Genomic DNA, 20,630 nt, shown 5'->3' with positions numbered 1-20,630 from the left:
AACCAGCAAGGAGATGGACATGAATAGACGTATGATGTTGGCGGCGGCTGCTGCCGTTGCGGTCATGGCAGGGGGCACAACAGCCCAAGCCCAAGACAGCACAATGGACCAAGTGATGGACAACGGCGTGTTGCGTGTTGGCGTGACGCAGGCCCCGCCATGGTATTCCAAAGACATCGCCAGCGGTGAATGGACAGGCGGTTTGGGCGTGTCCATGGGCGAAGCGATGGCCGAAACGCTGGGCGTTACATTTGAACCTGTCGAAGTGACCTGGGGCACAGCCGTTGCCGCCCTTCAGGCCAATCGCATCGACATGATGTTCGTCCTCGACGCGACGGATGCACGCAAAGAAGCGGTGAATTTCCCAGAAACACCGCTGCTGTATTATTCGCTGGCCGTATTGGCGCGCGATGATCTTGAAGTCACCAATTGGGAAGACCTGAACTCCCCCGATATCAGTATATCTGTGCCACAAGCGTCCAGCATGGATGCGTTTTTGACAGAAAATGCGCCAAACGCAGATATTCAGCGGTTTCCAGGCAATGCAGAAGCCATCGCCGCGTTTCAGGCCGGTCGCGTAGATGCGGTAACGCTATTCCACCCGCCGCTGATCGCGGCACGCCAGAAACTTGGAGCAGGCCAGATTGTTGTGCCACAACCGGTTGAATCGCGTCCGTCTTCGGTTGCTGTTCGTCAGGAAAGTGACACTGCCTTCGTAGATTGGGTCAACGAGCAGATCGACGGGTACTACACCAGCGGCCAGACCCAGCAGTGGTACGAAGAGTTCTTGTCAGACTTCGGCCTTGATCCGGCAACTGTTCCCGCGATCATGCGCGAACGCCTGTAACCGAACCGGCAGGGCGAACAGATTATGTATGAATGGGACTTCACCTCCGTCATCGAGAATTCGGACCTGCTGTGGCAGGGTCTTCTCGGGACGTTGGCGATCACGGGCACAGCGCTGGCCTTCGGGCTGCCGCTGGGCTTGATCCTCGCACTGTCACGGCTATCGCCACGGCGTTGGCTTGCGTGGCCTGCGGGATTTGTGATCGAGTTCTTTCGAACAACGCCCCCACTTGTACAGCTATTCTGGTTCTTTTTCGCCCTGCCGATCCTAATGGATATCCAGATGACGCCCTATCTCGCGGCGGCCATCACATTTTCCATCCAGTCCTCGGCATTCTTTGCGGAAGTGTTTCGCGCTGGTATTGTCTCAATCGAGAAAGGCCAATGGGAAGCGGCCCGCGCGATCGGTATGCAGCGGCCACAGGCCATGCGTCGGATTATTCTGCCGCAGGCAGTCAAACGGATGATCCCGGCCTTTACGGAACGCGCAATCGAGCTGATGAAAACCACCACATTGGTCGCGACCGTTTCTTATGCGGATTTGCTTTATCAAGCCAATGAATTGGCCCAGAAAACCTTTCGACCGATTGAGGTGTTTACCGTCACGGCGTTGATTTATTTTTTCGTTATCTTTGGACTTAGCCTTTGCGTGCAAGCGGTCGAACGCCGTCTTGCCGTAAGCGGCGACAGTACGGTGCGCTGATATGGATTATGTCTGGGATTTTGGGTCTGTTTGGGAATATCGCGCGGCGCTGTGGACAGGGCTGATCAATACAGTGCGCATTTTCGCCATATGCTTTGTGACGGGTTTGTCCCTTGGGCTGATGATGGGTTTGGCGCGCTACTCGGTGCGGCGCTGGCTACGCTGGCCCGCGGCTTGTTTTATCGAATTTTTCCGAAACACACCGGTCCTTGTCCAGATATTTTGGTTCTACTTCGCCTTTCCGATCCTCGCACCATTCGAGATTTCGGCGCTGATGGCGGCGGCGCTTGGCATCACCCTGAACTCTGCGGCGTTTTCGGCAGAAATTTTTCGCGGTGGTATTCAATCCATTGATCCCGGCCAATGGGAAGCAGGGCGCGCGATTGGCATGCGCCACCGCGAAATAATGGCACGGATCATTCTGCCCCAAGCTGTGCGCAGGATGCTTCCAGCGCTTACAAATCGCGGCATCGAAATTTTTAAAATGACAACGCTTGCTTCGGCAATTGCTTACGCTGATGTGCTGCATCAGGCGCGGCTGATTGCATCGGTCAATTATAACCCGATCGAAGCCTACACCGTTGTTGCAATTGCTTTTTTTGTAATCCTCTATCCAATCGTGCGCGCGACCTATGTGCTTGAACGACGCATGGCCAAGGGAGACTGAATTGATGTCCGAAAACCCCATTCTGACCATTCGCGATCTACACAAGTCGTTTGGCGACAACCACGTTCTGCGCGGCATCGATCTCGATGTGAAGCAAGGCGATTGTATCGCAATCCTTGGCGCATCCGGATCAGGCAAAAGCACGTTCCTTCGTTGCCTAAACTTTATGGAAACCCCATCAGATGGTGAGATTACGCACGCCGGTAAAACCATTGGAACGGTCCGCGCGGGCAAACCACGCCACTACCCCGAAGCTGAACTAACGAAGGTGCGCCAAAAGGTCGGGATGGTGTTTCAGCAATTCAACCTGTTCCCCCACATGACGGTCCTGGGCAATGTCATTGAGGGCCTGCGTATTGTGCAGGGCATGGACAAAGCAAGTGCACAAACCCGTGCCCACGAAGAACTCGCCCGTGTTGGGTTGGCGGAAAAAGCCAATGAATACCCGTCACGCTTGTCTGGTGGTCAAAAACAACGGGTCGCCATTGCGCGTGCATTGGCACTTGCTCCCGATTTGATGTTGTTTGATGAACCGACATCCGCGCTTGATCCCGAATTGGTGGGCGAAGTTTTGAATGTGATCCGTGGGATCGCTGATGAAGGTCGCACTATGTTGCTAGTCACCCATGAGGTCGGGTTTGCATATCACGTGGCCAACCGTGTGATCTTCATGGCCGACGGGGTTATTCAGGAAGAAGGACCGCCCGAACAAGTCCTCAAGAACCCGCAAAACCCCCGCACGCAAGCCTTTCTGGCACGTCACAAACAATTTGAATTCTGAACAGGACCAACACATGAACGACGCCAGTAAAGACAGCTCACAAAGCTACGCCCCAGATGCCCGCAATGACACCGCCAAAATCTACGTGAACGGACAATTTTTCGCCCGCGACAAAGCGATGATCCCCGTTTTTGACAGCGGGTTCGTTCTGGGCGATGGCGTTTGGGAAGGTATACGCCTCGTGAAAGGCAATCTTCTGGCCGTCGATGAACACATGGTACGGCTCTATGAAGGTGCAAATTCCATCCAACTTGATATAGGAATGGACCGTGACGCCCTGATTGGCGAAATCTGGAAAACGCTACACCACAACAAGATGGAGGACGGCGTCCATATCCGGATGATGATTTCGCGCGGTTTGAAATCCACGCCAAATCAGGATCCACGGTTTATCATTGGCAAAGCGACGATCGTTATTGTTGCCGAATACAAGCAGCCCAATGCCGCCTTGAAGGCGAGTGGGCTAAAATTGCTGACGTCCACTGTGCGCTGCTCGACGCCTGATGTCTTTGATCTGCGGCTAAACTCACACTCTCGGCTGAACTTCATCCAAGCGTTGTTGCAAGCCATCAATATGGGTGCGGATGAAGCGCTGATGCTGGATGATCGTGGTTTTGTTGCAAGCTGTAACTCGACAAACTTCTTTATTGTCCGTGGCGAAGAATTATGGACGTCGACCGGCACAACCTGCTTCAACGGGATCACGCGATCCAAAGTGATCAAGTTGTGGCGCGACGCAGGAAAGCCAGTTTTTGAAAAAGATTTCACCCTTGCGGAAACCTACGCTGCCGATGAAGCTTTTGTCACCGGCACCTTAGGCGGACTTACACCCGTCAGCATGATTGATGGACGCAAAGTCGGTAACGACTTGCCAGGATCGGTTACGAAAGAACTAGCAAAACTGTACAGTGCCTATATCGGGGAGTGACGGAGCCTGTTGATACAACTTTAAAGCGGTCATTGGTGAGGTGACAGCGAACGGCAGCTCAGTCCGCACACTGTGAGTTCGCCCATCATCGAATTTCGCACGTGCAGCGAAAGTCCGCTCTGACGGGCCGCACCGCAGCATCGCCGAAAATGGTTGGAGGTCGGCTTTGGGCCGGAAGCAGCCCTTACGAATTAGCTTTGAACAGAAACTTTTCCGGTCATAATTACACGCTTCGGGAAAAACGATTTGAACTTTGACGGGGAGATCGGATGACTTTTGAAGTCACCCATATTGCTATTGCGTCGGGCTATGCGTCAACTATCGCGAAGAGCTGGCGCTTATAGCGCAGGGAACCGCCCATTGAGGTCCGCATGACCTGGCGCGGGCCACTCATTTCCAAGGCATGACGAGGTATTTCTCACCCGTCTTCATCGCGCGATAATCGGTCACGGCTTCTTTGGTCAGCATCTCTTCGAGATCGACCCGTTTCTTGTAGTGGCTGGCAAAGGTCGTCGTCAGGTTCTCGAGAACACGCTTGCGCATACGTCCCACAGTTTCCGCTCCTACCGATTGAATGAAGGGGAACAGGAGCCAGCCTGACAGGGTCCAGCCAAAGCCGTAACTGGGCGACAAGATCGTCGGGCCAGTGTCCAGACGCCCATAGATGAACATGCGCTTTTGCTGGTTGGAACCATAGCGCGAATACTCGGTCATCTTGTCGACCGCGACCTGTTCCATAGCCTTGAATACACTGTCGACCGATTTCCCCCCACCAATCGGATCGAATCCGTAGAAGGCGTCAGTGTCGTCGATTGCGGACCGTAGCTGGTTCATGAAGTCATCATCCGACGAATTGACGACATGGGTTGAGCCAAGTTTTTTGAGCAATTCGGCCTGATCTTTTTTGCGTACAAGGTTGACCAGCCCGATACCGTCTTCGTTGCAGATGCGGGTCAGCATCTGGCCCAGGTTGGATGCCCCAACCGTATGCAGGATCGCGTTCTGCCCGTCCATTTTTGCATTTTCAACGAACCCAAGCGCGGTCATGGGATTGACGAAGCCGCTCGCGCCATCCTCGGCCGAATAATCGCCCAGCGGCAGGCACATGGCAGCCTCGGCGATACAATACTGGCTGTAGGCATTGCCCGGCACACACGCGACGCGCTGTCCCATCAGCGATTTGGCCTTGTCGTCGTCACCCGTAGCGACGACGGTGCCCGCGCCTTCATTACCGGCAGGAAGCTTTAGCCCGTGCCGCGCCTTGGACCCAGCGTTGAACGGCTCGGGCATCTTGGCGACATATTTTCCAGGCGAATATTCGGCGCTTTCGAGATCGGCCGCACCGGCGAGAATGGCGAGATCCGACGGATTGATCGGTGCCGCCTCCATTTTCACGAGTACCTGATTGCCGGTAGGGTCAGGAAAGGTCACATCCTCGATCGCGACGGTGAGCGTGCCATCGCTTTTTAGCGTGGTGAATAGCTGCTTGCCGGTGGTGCTCATGTTGATATCTCCAGGTTTCGGATTCAGGATGCAAAGAACGGTTCGGATCGAAGACCTGGCCAAATGGACTGAAAGACACCTCGAACCTACGGCACTCTATCGAACACGAGAAGCATCGAAGCAGCAATCGCCCACACTGAACACACCTCCTAGCACTGTTGCAACCAATATGATGGGATGGCTGCCCCCTAGTCCGATGAGTGGACATCGGCCAATAAATTGCTGCGTTCACTCGTCAATGTCCTCTTCAGGGACGCTGCGGCGTGGCGTGGCGACCCTTTGCGAACTGCCGGTTAGGGCCGGAAGCGCCATTTTGACATCATAGCCTCAGCGGCATCTCAGTCCGCAAAGCGAACCTTGGCCTCTTCCGTTTGAGGTATCCGCTATCCGTCACGCGCAACAAACCAGAAATCCACTCTGATCAGCTCAGCTATCGATCCGCTTCAATAATTCATCACATGCAATCTCCATCGACGGCCGCAACGCATCCAACGACGGCCGCACATATCTCTGCCCAGTGATCGACAGCGGAGTGTGATTCAGGAGCCGCCCTACGATTTCCTCCAGCACGCCTGCTTCCATCGCAACCGTCGCGAATGTTCGGCAATGCATATGCGGATTATACTTGAGCCTTACCGGCCTCGTGATGTGACCTGTCTCTGATTTTGGTGATGGAAACACCCAGTCGCTGCTCAGAGGGCGAAGCGGTGCCAATATCTCATGGTGCAATTGCGAGATTGGAAGGTCGAAGCTTCGGCCATTCTTGGTCATTGGCAGATGAATCCGATCTTCCAGTATTTGATCCCACTTCAAGGTGAACACTTCAGTTTTGCGAAGGCCGGTAAACAATAGCAGCTCGTAGAATACCCGATGGATTGGATTGGGCAGATCATCAATCGTCTTCCACCAGTGCTTCAGGTTCTCAATAATCCGCCCGTCCGGCTTATCTTCAAACCACTCGATTGCCATCGTTGGGCATTCCGGCAGATCACCAGTCCGGCGAGCATGGTTATAGATGGCGCGAAAGCTGCGAAGCACATGATTGGCGGCTGACGGCGATCCAGCCATGTCGTGATGACGGCGTACTGTCATCGCCTTGCTGATCTCGTCCAGGGGCAGGCGCATCCAGTCTTTCAGATGAAGCGTAAGCTGGGCCCGCATCCCGACCTTGTTGGTCTCAGAACGCAGCTTTGGACGTGCCAGATACACTTCCATTGCGGCTTCCAAGGTGGGCGCGCCAATCTGAGCCGCCTTCCCTGCCCCTCTGCCCATCTCCAAGGCAAAACCAAGCGCCGTCTGACGTGCAGCTTGCGCTGAGATGATGGGAAACCGGCCAATCAGAATACGCTTGGTCTGGCCGCCAACGTCCTTCTGAAACTACCAGGTCTTCGAGCGCTTCCCCACAAAGAGCACCAGCCCTTTGATTTCAGCATCCCAGTACTTGTCCGTACCGGCCCGCGCATTGGGAAGTCTGCTCGCAAAAGTCTCGGAAAGCTTTGGCATTTTTTTGTCTGCTTTTTGTCGGAAATAAACTGAATGTCGGTGATACTCAGTCCATCAGCAGGAACGATATAAGTCAATGAATTGAATGACTAGGAATGAAAAAGAATGTCAGGGAAACTCAGAACTCCAGTTTGGAAAACTGGGGTCTTAACCATTACAAGACACCCACTTAACAAAAGTACTCATATTTCATGGACTTGCGGGCGTCAAGACATCGATGGGCAACGTTTCGCTAACAAGCACAAACGACTGCAATAAACTGCCCAGGCCGCACCTTAACGATCTATTTAAATGCTTCGGTGCAGTTTCGCCAATCTGGCCAATCGCGGCTAGTCCCCTGAGCAGTTTTTAAACTGAAACGCCAGCTGGCGATTGATGGTGAGATGGGACAACGGCATACCTAGAACGTCTTCTGCCCTCAATATGACTGTGGCTGAGGCACGCGCATCTTCCCCAGCGTCATGGTGATGAAACTCAAGTCCAAGGTGCTTTTTGAGGTTTGCGAGACCATGCCCGCCGGCTCCTTTCAACGCGGGCCATGCCTGACGGGCAACTGTGACGCTGTTGGTCCAATGTGACGTTATCATTGGCAAGCCATACCGCGCGCAATCGGATGTTAGGGCCTTTTCATCAAATGTGCTGTGCTGAATGAGGTTGTGCGTGTTCAGAAGGTCAAACAAAGCCGCATAGACCATTGGAAATATTCCAGCGCCCGCAACAGTATCGGCTGAAATCCCATGCAGTTCGGTATTGAACTGCTCAAATGGTTCCTCGGGATCGATCAATACTGAATAGGTCTGCACAGCCCCCGTGTTGCTGACAAAGCAAAGCCCGATCTGGCATATACCGCCGATCGTTTTGCCCGCTGTTTCGACGTCCAATGCGATAAAACGAAAAGGCCCTGCAGGCGGCGTCTTGAGATGACCAAATCTGTTCAACACGTCCATCATTCGCTGTCCTACGCTTGTGAAACGTTCTTACCCCGCACTGCGATGCATCTTGTCCGTCGCGATCTTTTGCACGTCAGATCTAATGAATGTGGGGCTCAGTCAATAACTGATCCACCGGAGGTCGACTTATAAGTGTCTATGCCTAGCGGTGTACGTTCCTATTTGATGTTCCCCCATCCTCACCAACACCGGGACCGTTATTGCGTTTCGTTTGGGACCCGTGGATGCGGCTCTCATGGGTCAGTGGATGGGGATCAATGCAGCCTAGTGTGAGTTGACGGAATTATCCAACTATGAGGCTGTCAGCCGATTAGCAGGCGCAAATGGCGCTCCGGTTGTCCGACAATTTCAAACGCAGAATCTCAATGCGAACGAAGGCCGCTGAGGTGGAATAGAGAGTCCAGGAGGCGCTTGTAGTCTAGGAAACTAGGAGCACCTAAGTAAGACTTGAATCCAAGGCTGGCGGGCGACTTGATCTTCTCCATCCCGCGCATCTTCTAGTAACCAGAAGGCATCATCCTTGATCCGATTGCGGCAATCCGAATTGCAAACAACAGCACCAACCCCGCACGGTACTCGTGAGATTTCGTGTGTGTCGAAAAAAGCGGGGTGCGCATTTCCCCTGTGAGGGAAAGGCCCGGAAAGGACCCAAACACTTCAAGCTTCGCGATTAATTCTGCCACAAAGGGCTGATTGCAGACCTTCGCGGCAACATCCAGCAAGGGTGGCGATGCGCACAGAGTTTTTCATCACAATGTGACGGGCTGTCATGCAGACGTTCCGCCTGCTGCATGTTCACTTAAACGAACGCGATAGCCTTAATTTGCCTGATCATGGGGCGGGGGCATGTACGGACCACTTCAGTGTGCCTCCGGGTGGATGCTAAGAACTTTATTTTGGAGTAAGAACCGATTACATAAATCGGGAATTACTCTACGTGGGAAATATTAATTGAAAGATAAAATGGGTTTTGGCAATGATAATTGATCGTGCGCGTTTTTTATCTGATTTGCATGCACTGAGGGGCTTTGGTGCGTCTGGGGTGGGCAAAGGCGTAGTGCGACCCGCATTTTCTGATGCCGATATCATGGCCCGGTTTTGGCTGGCAGAGCGGTTTGAGGCTGCAGGTTTACGCGTTCAGATTGATCCGATGGGCAATGTCTTTGGTTTGGCTGAGGGACGATCTTTGTTGATGGGGTCTCATTCGGACAGCCAACCCGAGGGTGGTTGGTTGGATGGTGCACTGGGTGTTATTGCTGCGCTGGAAGTCGCGCGCGCGGCTCGCGAAGAAGGCGGGCCGGCGATTTCCGTTGTGTCATTTCAGGATGAAGAGGGGCGCTTTGGTGGACTGACGGGATCATCAGTTTGGAGTGGCAAGACGTTGCTTGTGAATGCAGATACTGAGCTGGATTATGATGGTATTTCGCTCAAAGATGCGCGTCAGGGGATCGCAGGGCGCGTTACAGGATGGGTTGATCCAGCGCAGTTCAGCGGTTTTGTTGAGTTGCATATCGAGCAAGGTCTTACGCTGGATGCCGCTGGTGAGAAGATCGGTGTTGTTACCAAGATTGTTGGAACCCGCGAGATCCCAATTACCTTTGAAGGTCAGCAAAATCATGCAGGTACGACTCAAATGCACTTGCGACGTGATGCTTTCCAAGCAATCGCTGAATTTAATACTTTGCTCAATGACAGGTTGCGCAATGTGGTAACTCCAATGACGGTTTGGACCATTGGGCATGTGACATTGCACCCTAATGCATCCTCAATTGTGCCTGGCAAAGGCATGTTCACGATGCAGTGGCGCGATGGTGATACGGATCGTTTGATCCGGATGGAAAAAATTGTCCGTGATACCGCGCAAGAAGTTGCTGATACCCGAAACATGAGCGTACACTTTGGCCCGATGTGGGCGCTAGAGCCGGTCGCTATGGACATGAGATTAAAAGCGGCATTGGAGCATGGAGCGAAGGTGGCCGCGCCAGGAAGTTGGCGGTTGATGCCCTCGGGCGCTTTGCATGATGCAACCAATGTGGCGCGGCTAATGCCAGTTGCGATGCTCTTTGTGCCGTCGATCGGTGGGATCAGCCATGCGTTTGAAGAAGATACCGATGAAGTGGATTTAGTGGCTGGCGTTGAAGTATTGGCGCAAGCTGTAGCGTCGCTTGGCTAGCTGCGAGCACTCAAAAGCTGTAAATGAGAGTTAGCCCTGACGTTTCGCATCTCATTTATATTATTCACTAACGACAAGGTCGGCTTCAGGCCGTCCATGGCGATGCAGCTTTCTCCCAATGCCGGCTTCATATTTCGCACCACCTTGAAACGCTATTCAAACGCATCCTTTAGGTCGGAAAGGTAATCTGACAATTCATCGGGATATCCCCAACCAACTTGACTATCAACGCGTTGAAACTCTGCCTCAAGCGAGGGCAAAAATTCAGCAAAAAGCTCCTGATCTTGCTGTTTCAGAAGAGTTTGGACAACACTCGAGAACATTGAACACAAGCTATCATAGAAGCCCTCATCAATGTCTCCGAACTCAAGTGTGAAATCATTACCGCATTTGACGTAGTAGATCATGAGGGTCAACGTGTCGTGGATGTTGCCATTGGCTTTCTTGAACTGACTAATGGCTTTTCGGCCTTCGGTCAGTTTTACATCCTGCTTCCAAGGTTGCTTTGGGCTGATAGCACCCTGAATTTTTGTCATGTAAGGGGCAAGATGGCCCTGCTTTGTATCATCTATCAAAAAGCGAGCATGCATGAACGACGCGTTCTCTGTGTTTAAACGATATAAGTCCTGCACAAGCCCAAGCAACTGGGTCGAAGAAAACCCAGCCAGCACGGGCTTGACGTCTTTCCATGAAATCTTCGCGCTGCTCATCGCCACTCTATCCCACCATAACGCATGTTGGGGTGACAATATGCATGAGATTCTCTGGTGGAAACCCATTTACCAATAACTGCTTGAGCCGCAGCGTCGAGGTTAAGAGGTCAACGGCGGCTCTGGTCCGTTAGTAATAAATACTGCGCCATGCACATTTTTACATGAAGGGCGGATTGCGGACTTTCGCTGCAAGCGCGAGCCACCCATCCCGCGGGGGTGAAAGCCGACATTCAGGCCACCCCAAACTGGGCTTGGCGCTGGGCTGCCGCAAGTCTGCATGGAGCCTATCCTTTCAATTTCTAGATAGCAGCCAAAGTCGGCTCTTACATGTTTGTGCGTTGCACAGTGGTTGAGTGGGCGAGGCAGATCTTCGCCGAACACTTGATAGTCAATGCATTCCGCCCAGAACTTTACTGGATTCGAACGGAGCTGCAGCTATCACAATTCAGTTACCAAAACCAAACACCGAGCTGAATGTGGTAAGCGGGATGGAGCGGTCGCGGGGGAACGCGTAGTTCCTGAATAACTTCGGAGGAACTTGATATGCTACATACATTCCAAAAAGCAGTTTTTGCTGTTGGTATTATTTGTGCCACCTCTGTCCGGAACGTGACAACGACTTTGAGACAGTGGCTTTTGGACTTTAGGCTTGGGTTTCTTCGGTTGGTTTTGGTGGGTTGATCCAGACGGCGGTCGGGATTTGAGGCGGTTTTGGTGGTTTGTGTACGAAGCGTTCGGGCGTGGCGAGGAATGCCGCGTCTAGTGTTGCTTGTCGCGCGGTGTAGATTTCTTGGGCCTGCCCAAAATGGATTTGGTCGGGCGTCATCAGACCAATCCCGGCGTGATGATGGTCTTGGTTATACCATGCAAAGAACCTGCGGCAGAATGCGCGAGCCTGCTCGATGGTTTCAAAGTTCTTGGGGAACTCTGGCTGATATTTCAGTGTTTTGAAGTGGGCTTCGGAGAACGGGTTGTCGTTTGAGGTGTGGGGCCGACTGTGGGACTTGAGCACACCAAGATCAACCAGCATCAGGGCTGTCGTCTTTGCCTTCATGGGCCCACCGCGATCTGCATGCAATGTCAGCTGATCGCGTGGAACCTCGTGTTTTTCCATCGCGTCGATGAACAGCTCTTTGAACTGGCTGGCGCTCTCCGCGTGCTCGACGCGCCAGCCAACAACGCGGCGGCTGAAGATGTCGAGGATGACATAGAGATAGAAGTAGGACCATTTCACCGGGCCCCTCAGCTTGGTGATGTCCCAAGACCAGACCTGATTGGGGGCTTCAGCTAGAAGTTCAGGCTTTTGATAGACGGGATGTGTGCGCTGTCGGCGGCGTTCGCCAACTTCGCCCTGCGCGGCCAATATCCGATACATCGTGCGGATTGAACACAGATAGGTGCCTTCATCCAGCAAGGTGGCAAAGACCTCTGTGGGCGTCTGATCCGCAAAGCGGGGTTCGCGCAGGTGGTGCAATACCTGGTCTCTTTCCCTTTCCGGCAGAGCCCGCGAAGACGCTGCGCGCGGTGGGCGTGTGCGTGGTGGTGCCGTCAGCGCCGCACGCTGTCGAAGAACGCTCGCGCGCGATAATGATAGCGCGGCGCAGACAGCCGAGGTCAAGCCGCTGCCGGTGGGCAATGCAATCGCGACGGCCATCATGATTTGCCGCTGCGCTCTTGCGTCTGCTCCATCTCGTCCAGAAGTCCCGCCACTTTTTTTTGGATGGCAATGATGGCTTCCGCCTGATCCAGACGGCGCCGCAAGGCTGTCACCTCACGGTTGGCCTTGGCCAGCTCAGCTTGCAATGGATTGGCAGGTGCCTTTTGTGGGCCACGGCGCATTGGCTGCAATGCACCCAATGTGCCGGCCGCCCGCACACGGCGCCAATCGGTCAGTGCAGAGGAATAAAGCCCCTCCCGCCGTAGAATGGCGGAAACCCCGCCAGTGTCTGCCACTTGGTCCGTCTCATCCAGAATGCGCAGTTTGTATTTGGCTGTGAAGTTGCGTCGCTTCGGGATGCTCGTCAGTTCCGCTGTGGGAGCCAACGGCGCATTAACAACGCGGGGAGGCGACGTCGGGGCCAAAACGGCTCCAGATCCAGCATCTGGCGAAAGTGGTGATTGTGAAGGCATAACCATGGGTTCGTTCTCCTACGCCCTCAAGTGTAAACTTTAGCCAGTCAATTGTCTCACGCTTATTGGCACGGAGGGGTCTGACGTCAGCGCTTATGGGTTCCAAATAGCGTTATTTGATTAGAGGGTGTTGTTGGCTCATCATAACCACTGAGGAGTGGAAGATGAGACAGACAACTGGAACACGCAAAAGCCCTGGCGAGAAGATCGTCAAAGACATCAAGCTTGCCTACCGCTGCCTTGCAGTCGCTACGAAATATCGATGAGAAGGGCGCAAACAGTATTCGTCCGAAGAGAAGATCCGGATCGTCTTTGACGGCCTGCGTGGGGAAGATAGCATCGCTGAGCTGTGCCGTCGTGAAGGCATCTCACAGGGCATTTATTACAAATGGTCTAAGGACTTCATGGAAGCTGGCAAGAAGCGGCTTGCTGGCGATACAGCGTGGGCTGCCACAACTGACGAAGTCAAAGACCTCCGCCGCGAGGCGCGTGATCTGAAGGAAGTTGTAGCGGAGCAAACGCTCGAACTGCGCTTGCTTAAAAAAAGCATAACAGGCCCCTCTCGGCAGATTGCTTTGCAATCACCCGCCGGGCAATGGATGGGGCGACCAAGAATGAGATACCCAGCATCTGAGAAGCTGGAGATCATCCGGCTGGTCGAAGGAACGCATCTATCAGCACGTCTGACGTTGGCCAAGTTGGGCATTCCTCGCACCACATTCTATCGCTGGTACGACCGGTATCTTCAGCGTGGTGAGGCTGGGTTGCAGGATTAATCACCCAAGCCAAAGCATGTCTGGAACCGCATTTCTGATGAGGTGCGGCGTAGGGTCGTGGACTTGGCGTGGGAAGAAACGGAGCTGTCACCACGGGAGTTGGCCGTAACCTTCACGGACAAGGAAAGTTACTTTGTATCAGAGGCTTCGGTCTATCGCGTTCTCTAGGCACACGACCTAATCACAAGCCGAGCCTTCATCTCGCGCGATTGATTGAAAATCATTTGAGCCTATCAAGGCCGTGAGCGAGTTCAAAGACAAAACCACGGCCATCAACCAACTCTGGCAAACTGACTTTACCTATACTCCTGCGCCTGAATTGACCTGACGATTTTGGGCCTGCGATTCACTTCGTCGCATGGCCAAAGGCAGTTCAGTCTGTATTTTGAGTTTATGATCAAGCAATACAAAACAGTCTCCTTATCCGACGAGCAGCGCATAGCACTTGAAGCGCTTTGCCGCCGCCGCAAAGTTGACGCCCTTGTTTGGAAACGGGCGCGCGCGTTTCTTCTTTTGGACGCAGGAGAAGACGCCGGAACGGTTTGCCGGATTTTGGATATTGGCCCGACAGTTTTGACGGAGTGGCGATTTGCCTTTGCCGGTGCGGGACTATCGTTTTTCGGTCTGAAGGACTACAGCCAGCGTCAGGGTCATTTGTCCGTCGTGCAAGAGCAGGCGGTGAGAGCCCATTTCACCGCGCAGCCTGCCCGCAATGCCGATGAGGTCTGTGCCTATGTTCTAGCCGAGTGCGACCAAAACTACAGCACGTCGGGAGCCGCCAAGCTGATGCGCCGCCTGGGGTTCGCGTATAAGAAACCACAATTGCTGCCTGCACAGGCCGATGAAGCCAAGCAGGCTGCGTTTATTGCCAAATATGAGGCCCTGATGAACGGGTTGGCCGCAGATGAGATGGTTGTCTTTTCGGACGCTGTCCACCCCGAACACCAGAGCCGCCCCGCCCATGGTTGGTTCCCCAAGGGACAAAAGACGGCCCTGAAGGCGACATCAGGGCGCAAGCGGCTCAACATTCAGGGCGCGCTTGACCTTGAGACTTTCCAGTTCACCTTTGTGGAAGGCGAGAAGATCAATGCCCAGACAACCCGACAGATGCTGGAAAAGTTGGAACGCAACAACCAAACCAAGACGGCCATCCACGTCTTTGTCGACAATGCCCGCTATCATCATGCCAAGATACTACAGCCATGGCTGGACAGCCCAGAACGTCGGGTGAAGTTGCATTTCTTGCCAGCATATGCCCCGCACCTCAACCCGATCGAGCGTCTTTGGGGTGTTATGCACAAATGGGTCACCCACAATCGGCACTATGCAACGTTCAACCAATTCACAGAGGCCATTTTCGACTTCTTCCGCAAGACCCTGCGAGAAAAATGGCTAGAGTTCCGCGACACCGTCACCGACAACTTCCGCGTCATATCGCTCAAGGAATACAAAGTGATTTGAGGGGAAAACCTCAGGTCAATTCAGGCGCGGGAGTATACCTCAAGGTTCTGGGCTGGGGCTGGTTCTATCTCAGCACGATCTATTAGCTGGCAGTGGTTTGCTCGCAAGCCACGAGAGGCCTGGACGATTACAGCCGCTACATCATCTCATGGAATCTCTGTACAAACATGAGGACCCAAGACGTCACTGATACATTGGATCTGGCCTTAGCCGCGTCGGGATGTGGCCAGGTTCATGTTGTCCACAAGCCTCGCCTGCTTAGTCCCTTCTCATTGATACTGCGTATCAACTGCCGGGCAGTGGACAACGGCTCCAGCTATGTCTCAGGCGACTTGGCAAAATGGCTGCAAGGCAACGTGTCCGCGCTTGTGATCCAGCGGACGTATCCCGCCAGTTGGTGAGATCACTGAAAAGACAGAGGATGATTGGCGATCAAACACCCGCACAATAGACCTCATCGACTCGCCACGTTGCCAACGATCCCAGATCTCAGCCCGCTGCTGAGCTGAATAATAAATCCTACGACGGTACTTCATTTGAAACACTCCATCTCTTCCTAAAGATTAAAGTGTTGCGTCGACCCGTTGAGATCGCGGCCCATTGCGGCCGTTGGCCTGTTCGTCCAGCGCTGCTTCACCAGACCAGCCATTCGTGCAGAGCCCAGCAGTTTGTTGGCTCAAACGTGGGTCTGCGGGACGAAACAGCCGTTTGTAGCACGTACGTTGATTGCACTTATCTTGTGGGAAATTTGATTGATAAGATGTGATAGTGCACCCAAGTTGCCACGGCAATAAGCTGTGAGACCGACAAACGGCCCTGAGATGGCGCCGACTTATCGTTGTTGGATAATTGCGCTTTCCCATTCACGGATGAATGTTTGCCGCTTAAGCGTATCGAGATAGGTCATTAAAGCGGGCTCAAGACTGATTGACGTGCGACCTGTCGTGTCTTGAAACGCGCCCAATGACGGCAATGGGAAATCCTGTGGCCTGCCATCAGATTGCAGTCGGATCAAGTGGTTCACGAAAGCCTCGGCCAACGCGGGCTGCGATGCGGCCTTGGAAACGAGCGCTGATCGCATCATCGTTGTTGGAAATTCGGACGGCAAAATCACGGTGAGCATATCTTTGGTTTCGGACCGCGCCAGCGCGTAGCTTCCCAGCACATTATAGGCCACCAAAATGCGCCCCGTCATTAGATCGTCGATCATGTCCGCCGAACAGCAATATAGCTGCGCATCTAAGCTCCCGATTACCTCCATTAATCGCCAAAAGGTTTCGGATGCGCGCGCATCTTGGGTGGCGAACAAATAACCCAACCCCGATTGGCGAACATCATAGGTCCCTACTTTTCCCACGAAGGTGTCAGAGTTTGCGCGTAAAACTTCGATCAAGTCTTGGCGCGTGGCCGGAATCGGAAGTTCGGCGAAGGCTTCGGTGTTGATCACAATTGCTGCGGGTTCTGTAGTGAACGCGAAAAGACTGCCCCGCCATTGCGCCCATTCAGGGTGAGAAATACCGTCCAGTCGCGCGGCGAGCCCATCATTAGCCAGCTTCAATTGCAGATCCATTGCGCTGGATATGACGACGTCGAATTGGTCGGGGTTTTGTCGGAAAATTTCGTCTAAATTTGTGGTACCAGCCACAAGATATTGCACCTCGATATTTGGTCGCTGTGCGATGAAGTTTTCGATAATCGGTGCAAAGAAAGACGTGTCCGTGCTCGACAATATCCGCAGGGTGCTTGTCGGGTTTTGCGAGCCAAACACCTGACGGTCTTCCCAGTCCTGCGCATGGCTCACTAGGGGGAAAAGAAGAAGAATTAAAACTGCAAAGTAACGCATGCGCCGCCCTTCCGTCTGTTAGACAGGATCATTTTACCGCCGTGTGCCAAGGCCACGTCTTGCGCGATTGTCAGTCCAAGGCCGGACCCAATTTGGTCGCTTGTATCGCTTCCGCGCACGAACCGTCCGGCAAGTTTGTGAATTTCATCCACTTGAAAACCGACGCCTTGATCTTTGACATTAACAGACAGCGTTGGCGTGGTGTGCACCTGCACGGTTATGGTGCTATCAGATGGCGCATATTTCAGCGCGTTATCGACGAGGTTGCGAAACGCGTTTTGCAACAAGATCGGGTCACCCGACATCAGTGCGGGTTCACGTGCGTCTAGTTTCAGGGTCACATCGCGCATTTCGGCGATAGGCGTCATACGCCGCACGAGATCACCCAGCAATTCCACCAGGTCGACGTTTTCACGGCTCAGGTTTTCCGCCCGGAACGTGACCATCGCATGATCCAACAGTTGTCCTGCCGCCCGCGAGCTTTCGTCAATAGCGCGCACCATTGCGCGCAAGGCATTGCGGTTTTCGAGGTTCTGAACACGTTGCAGTGTGGCCTCAGCATAAGATCGTACAGTCGCGAGTGGCGTTCGAACACGGTGCGCGGCCTCGGCGATGAATTCCTCGGACTGTTTAAAGGATTGATCCAAGCGCAACATCAGAGTGTTCAGAGATCCGACCAGCGGAGCCATTTCGGACGGCACAGGTTTTGAAAAAGGGCTCAGGTCTTGTGGACCGCGGCGCGTCACAGCCGTTGTGAGCCTGTGAAGTTGCCCGATGGTTGTCGAGGTGGCCCAGAACGACAGCGCCGTTGCCAATGCGAAGAAACCGGTACCGAACAGCGCAACATTGCTTGAAATCCGGTTAAGCGTATCTGACAAAGCGTCTTGGGTTTGCGCCACAGAGACCGAAACCTGTCGTGGCATGTCCGCGCCAATCAATGTTCGGGTCGCAGTCGCCACGCGGATCTGAGCGCCGTCGTAGGTTAATGACGCAAATGTGCCCTCATCGCCTGCCTGCAGTTGCGGCACGTCCAAATTTTCATAGCCCGACAACAACTCGCCGTCCGCATAGATCGCATAAAATACACGGTCATCAGCGGGCGTGTTCAGCATCGACAAAGACGCGTATGGGAAGTCCAACTCTACATTGCCGTCACGCAGTGCAGCCGTCCCCAAAATCGAGGAAACCGAAGCACTTAGGATATTGTCTTGTCCTTGTTGTGCGATCTGCGTCGCATAGCCGCGCACGAACAAGACCAGGATAATCGCCAAAAGCGCGGCGCCACCGGTTAGGATCACCACCAACCGGTTTCGCAGCGACCCAAAGACAATTACATCTTCAGTCATGGTCGAGCCTGTAGCCAAGGCCGCGCAGTGTTGTAATTTGCACAGACGAACCTTCAAGATGACGGCGCAAACGCCCGACATAAACCTCAACGGCATTTTCGGACACGTCATCATCATACGAGAACAAGCGGTCGACCAATTTTTGTTTAGGAAAAACCTGGCCCTTCGCGTTCATCAAAATCTCGAGCAAGCGCAGTTCGCGGTTGCGCAAATTGATGACGTTTTCCTTGACTGTTAAATAGCCACCGACGGGATCAAACTCGACGTCACCGACTTTGATCGTGGTCTGCGATGTGCCTGCTTTACGGCGTAAGACAGCGCGGCATCGGGCCTGCAATTCGGCGTGATCGAAAGGCTTGGTGACATAGTCGTCCGCGCCCAAGTCCAACAAGCTGATTCTATCAGAGACCTCACTTCTAGCCGTCAAAATGATGACAGGGGTGTCGTTCTTGCCCGCGCGATGTTGTTTGAGAAAGCTGCGACCGTCCCCGTCGGGTAACATAATATCGAGCAGGATAAGGTCGTATTCCCCAGCTTGCACAAACGCGATGGCGTCTTCGATTTTTGCAGCGTGGTCAACAGTATGGCCGTCCAAGCCAATTCGCGAACAGACCGCTTTCGCGAGTTCATGATTGTCTTCTACAAGCAGGTATTTCATGTGCGCGACGCCTCTTATTTAAGCGGATGACAGGTTTGTGTCAGGTTGCCGTGTTTGTCTACATTCACGGTGTCGTCAGGAGAACGGCTACCAAATGGGAGAATACAATGACAACGATGAAAATGGGCCGTCGCGCCCTGATGGCGACTGCTGTCGCAACTTTGGGTCTTGGCACGCCAGCTTTCGCAGATGGCCACCAAATGCTGGATAGCATCCACTTTCTAATTCCCGGCGGTGCCGGTGGCGGTTGGGATGGCACCGCGCGTGGAACTGGCGAGGCGCTCACCGAATCTGGCCTGATCGGATCTGCATCCTTTGAGAACATGTCCGGCGGCGGCGGCGGTACAGCCATCGCTTATCTGATTGAAAACGCCGAAAGCAACTACGGGACGCTGATGGTCAATTCGACCCCCATTGTGATCCGCGCACTAACTGGTGAAATCCCGCAAAGCTTCCGCGACCTCACGCTTGTTGCAGGCACCATCGGTGATTACGCGGCAATCGTTGTTGGCAAAGACAGCCCGATTAACGACATGGAAGGCTTTCTGGCCGCCTATGACGCCGACGCTTCTGGCACGCCTGTTGGAGGCGGATCTGTTCCCGGCGGTCTCGATCACCTCGTTGCGGCCATGGTAATGGAAGCTGCGGGCCGTGATCCACTGGATGTGAACTACATTCCATATGACGCTGGCGGAACCGCGATGGCTGCCCTGTTGTCAGGTGAGATCAAGGCGTTGTCCACAGGTCTGTCCGAAGCAATTGATCTTGCAGAAGCTGGCGAAGTCAAAATTATCGGCGTCACGTCTGCTGAACGCGTTCCCGCGTCACCGGACTCCATGACGATGATGGAACAAGGTATCGACACCACCTTCGTTAACTGGCGCGGCTTCTTCGCGGCACCGGGCCTTCCAGCGGAAGACCTTGCAGTTTATCAGGCGGCGTTGGCTGCGATGTATGACACCGAAGAATGGGAAACTGTTCGGGCCCGTAACGGCTGGGTCAACATCCACAATCCTGGCGACGATTTCAGCGACTTCCTTGAAAATCAGGAAAAGGTTATTGGCGATCTGATGACCAAACTGGGCTTCCTTTAAGGGGCCTTCACGGGCGGCGCGACACATCGCGCCGCCCAACCTGTTTTACGACTATTTGGGGAATTGATCGCATGGCTTTGGATCGTTGGATCGCACTTATTTTGCTGAGCATCTGCTTATTTTATGGCTACACAGCGTGGTTCACTATGGACGGCACTCTCGCACCGTTCATGCAACGCAAACCCATCTGGCCCAGTTCTTTTCCGAAAATTCTGTCAATTTTTGGTATTGGTCTGTCCCTAGCAATTCTGCTCGGATTTGAAAAAGCTGACGACACTGAAGGCGAGATCGACTACCGCCGTCTGACTGACTACAAACTTGGCCAGGCAATCCTGATGCTAGCGCTCATGGTCGCCTATGCGCTGTGCCTGCGCACCGTCGGGTTTCTCGGGTCAACGACCACGTTTCTGGTCCTAGGATCATTCATTTTGGGTGAACGTAAATGGCACATCATGGTGCCCATATCGCTCACTACAGCCGTCGTTGTCTGGTACCTCGTGCAAGAAGTCCTGGGGATTTTCCTGCGCCCCCTACCGTACTTTATGGGAGTCTGAT

The 20,630-nt window shown here is 53.7% G+C and carries 16 protein-coding genes and 4 pseudogenes; 11 read left to right on the top strand and 9 right to left on the bottom strand.

Annotated features, from left to right (window positions below; genetic code table 11):
• Positions 1–19: 19 nt before the first annotated feature.
• The 5 genes from OA238_RS09295 to OA238_RS09275 are packed head-to-tail and all read left to right on the top strand — an operon-like array spanning position 20 to position 3,925.
• On the top strand, positions 20–847 hold the full coding sequence (locus tag OA238_RS09295) for a transporter substrate-binding domain-containing protein (RefSeq protein WP_015494969.1): 828 nt from the start codon (positions 20–22) through the stop codon (positions 845–847).
• A 24-nt stretch (positions 848–871) separates the two neighbouring features.
• A complete protein-coding gene (locus OA238_RS09290) occupies positions 872–1,549 on the top strand; it encodes an amino acid ABC transporter permease (protein ID WP_015494968.1) in 678 nt (225 codons plus the stop codon).
• A gap of 1 nt (position 1,550) precedes the next feature.
• On the top strand, positions 1,551–2,216 hold the full coding sequence (locus OA238_RS09285) for an amino acid ABC transporter permease (protein ID WP_015494967.1): 666 nt from the start codon (positions 1,551–1,553) through the stop codon (positions 2,214–2,216).
• A gap of 4 nt (positions 2,217–2,220) precedes the next feature.
• Entirely contained in the window at positions 2,221–2,997 is a 777-nt protein-coding gene (locus OA238_RS09280; RefSeq protein ID WP_015494966.1) for an amino acid ABC transporter ATP-binding protein, read from the top strand.
• Between the two features lie 13 nt (positions 2,998–3,010).
• The gene (locus tag OA238_RS09275) at positions 3,011–3,925 is read left to right on the top strand and encodes an aminotransferase class IV (RefSeq protein WP_015494965.1); all 915 of its coding nucleotides are present in this window, start codon (positions 3,011–3,013) and stop codon (positions 3,923–3,925) included.
• Positions 3,926–4,315: 390 nt separating this feature from the next.
• Here OA238_RS09275 and OA238_RS09270 read toward each other — a convergent pair whose 3' ends face one another.
• The 3 genes and pseudogenes from OA238_RS09270 to OA238_RS09260 all read right to left on the bottom strand — a co-directional run bounded on the left by OA238_RS09270 (position 4,316) and on the right by OA238_RS09260 (position 7,881).
• On the bottom strand, positions 4,316–5,428 hold the full coding sequence (locus tag OA238_RS09270; protein ID WP_015494964.1) for a zinc-binding dehydrogenase: 1,113 nt from the start codon (positions 5,426–5,428) through the stop codon (positions 4,316–4,318).
• 426 nt (positions 5,429–5,854) lie between these two features.
• Positions 5,855–6,931: pseudogene (locus OA238_RS09265) on the bottom strand (tyrosine-type recombinase/integrase).
• Positions 6,932–7,260: 329 nt separating this feature from the next.
• Entirely contained in the window at positions 7,261–7,881 is a 621-nt protein-coding gene (locus OA238_RS09260; RefSeq protein ID WP_015494963.1) for an exonuclease domain-containing protein, read from the bottom strand.
• Positions 7,882–8,857: 976 nt separating this feature from the next.
• Between OA238_RS09260 and OA238_RS09250 the strand changes: the two genes are divergently transcribed.
• Complete coding sequence (locus OA238_RS09250; protein ID WP_015494962.1) at positions 8,858–10,054, top strand: hydantoinase/carbamoylase family amidase; 1,197 nt, start codon at positions 8,858–8,860, stop codon at positions 10,052–10,054.
• A 152-nt stretch (positions 10,055–10,206) separates the two neighbouring features.
• On the opposite strand, the gene OA238_RS09245 is transcribed toward OA238_RS09250, so the two are convergent.
• Both OA238_RS09245 and OA238_RS09240 read right to left on the bottom strand, forming a co-directional pair.
• Positions 10,207–10,764 (bottom strand): hypothetical protein, encoded by a 558-nt coding sequence (locus tag OA238_RS09245; protein ID WP_015494961.1) that lies wholly within the window; start codon positions 10,762–10,764, stop codon positions 10,207–10,209.
• A 646-nt stretch (positions 10,765–11,410) separates the two neighbouring features.
• Positions 11,411–12,903 (bottom strand): IS3 family transposase gene (locus tag OA238_RS09240; protein WP_085982746.1). Its coding sequence is split into 2 segments (ribosomal slippage): positions 11,411–12,453 and positions 12,453–12,903, totalling 1,494 coding nucleotides; the frame shifts between segments, so codons are not numbered across the junction.
• A 158-nt stretch (positions 12,904–13,061) separates the two neighbouring features.
• Between OA238_RS09240 and OA238_RS30025 the strand changes: the two are divergent.
• From OA238_RS30025 to OA238_RS31640, 3 genes and pseudogenes are all read left to right on the top strand, one after another.
• A pseudogene (locus tag OA238_RS30025) lies at positions 13,062–13,977 on the top strand (helix-turn-helix domain-containing protein); the annotation flags it as partial.
• Positions 13,978–14,066: 89 nt separating this feature from the next.
• Positions 14,067–15,134: an IS630 family transposase gene (locus OA238_RS09220; RefSeq protein WP_015494958.1), complete on the top strand. Its 1,068-nt coding sequence runs from the start codon at positions 14,067–14,069 to the stop codon at positions 15,132–15,134.
• A 35-nt stretch (positions 15,135–15,169) separates the two neighbouring features.
• A pseudogene (locus OA238_RS31640) lies at positions 15,170–15,481 on the top strand (hypothetical protein); the annotation flags it as partial.
• Here the strand turns inward: OA238_RS31640 and OA238_RS34975 are convergent.
• The 4 genes and pseudogenes from OA238_RS34975 to OA238_RS09200 form a co-directional block, all read right to left on the bottom strand.
• Positions 15,482–15,670 (bottom strand): annotated as a pseudogene (locus tag OA238_RS34975) (IS30 family transposase); the annotation flags it as partial.
• Between the two features lie 296 nt (positions 15,671–15,966).
• A complete protein-coding gene (locus OA238_RS09210) occupies positions 15,967–16,977 on the bottom strand; it encodes an ABC transporter substrate-binding protein (protein ID WP_015494956.1) in 1,011 nt (336 codons plus the stop codon).
• Positions 16,956–18,323: a sensor histidine kinase gene (locus tag OA238_RS09205; protein ID WP_015494955.1), complete on the bottom strand. Its 1,368-nt coding sequence runs from the start codon at positions 18,321–18,323 to the stop codon at positions 16,956–16,958. The genes OA238_RS09210 and OA238_RS09205 overlap by 22 nt, the downstream gene beginning before the upstream one ends.
• Positions 18,316–18,981, bottom strand: a complete 666-nt coding sequence (locus tag OA238_RS09200) for a response regulator transcription factor (RefSeq protein ID WP_015494954.1) — start codon at positions 18,979–18,981, stop codon at positions 18,316–18,318. The genes OA238_RS09205 and OA238_RS09200 overlap by 8 nt, the downstream gene beginning before the upstream one ends.
• Positions 18,982–19,088: 107 nt before the next feature.
• Here OA238_RS09200 and OA238_RS09195 point away from each other — a divergent pair, with 107 nt between their 5' ends.
• Complete coding sequence (locus tag OA238_RS09195) at positions 19,089–20,075, top strand: Bug family tripartite tricarboxylate transporter substrate binding protein (RefSeq protein WP_015494953.1); 987 nt, start codon at positions 19,089–19,091, stop codon at positions 20,073–20,075.
• 71 nt (positions 20,076–20,146) lie between these two features.
• On the top strand, positions 20,147–20,629 hold the full coding sequence (locus OA238_RS09190) for a tripartite tricarboxylate transporter TctB family protein (protein WP_015494952.1): 483 nt from the start codon (positions 20,147–20,149) through the stop codon (positions 20,627–20,629).
• The last annotated feature ends 1 nt before the right edge of the window (position 20,630 follow it).

The sequence above is a fragment of the Octadecabacter arcticus 238 genome, assembly GCF_000155735.2.
Classification (GTDB): domain Bacteria; phylum Pseudomonadota; class Alphaproteobacteria; order Rhodobacterales; family Rhodobacteraceae; genus Octadecabacter; species Octadecabacter arcticus.
The sequence above is the reverse complement of the archived record's forward strand: the minus strand, read 5'-3'. Positions and strand labels throughout refer to the sequence as shown.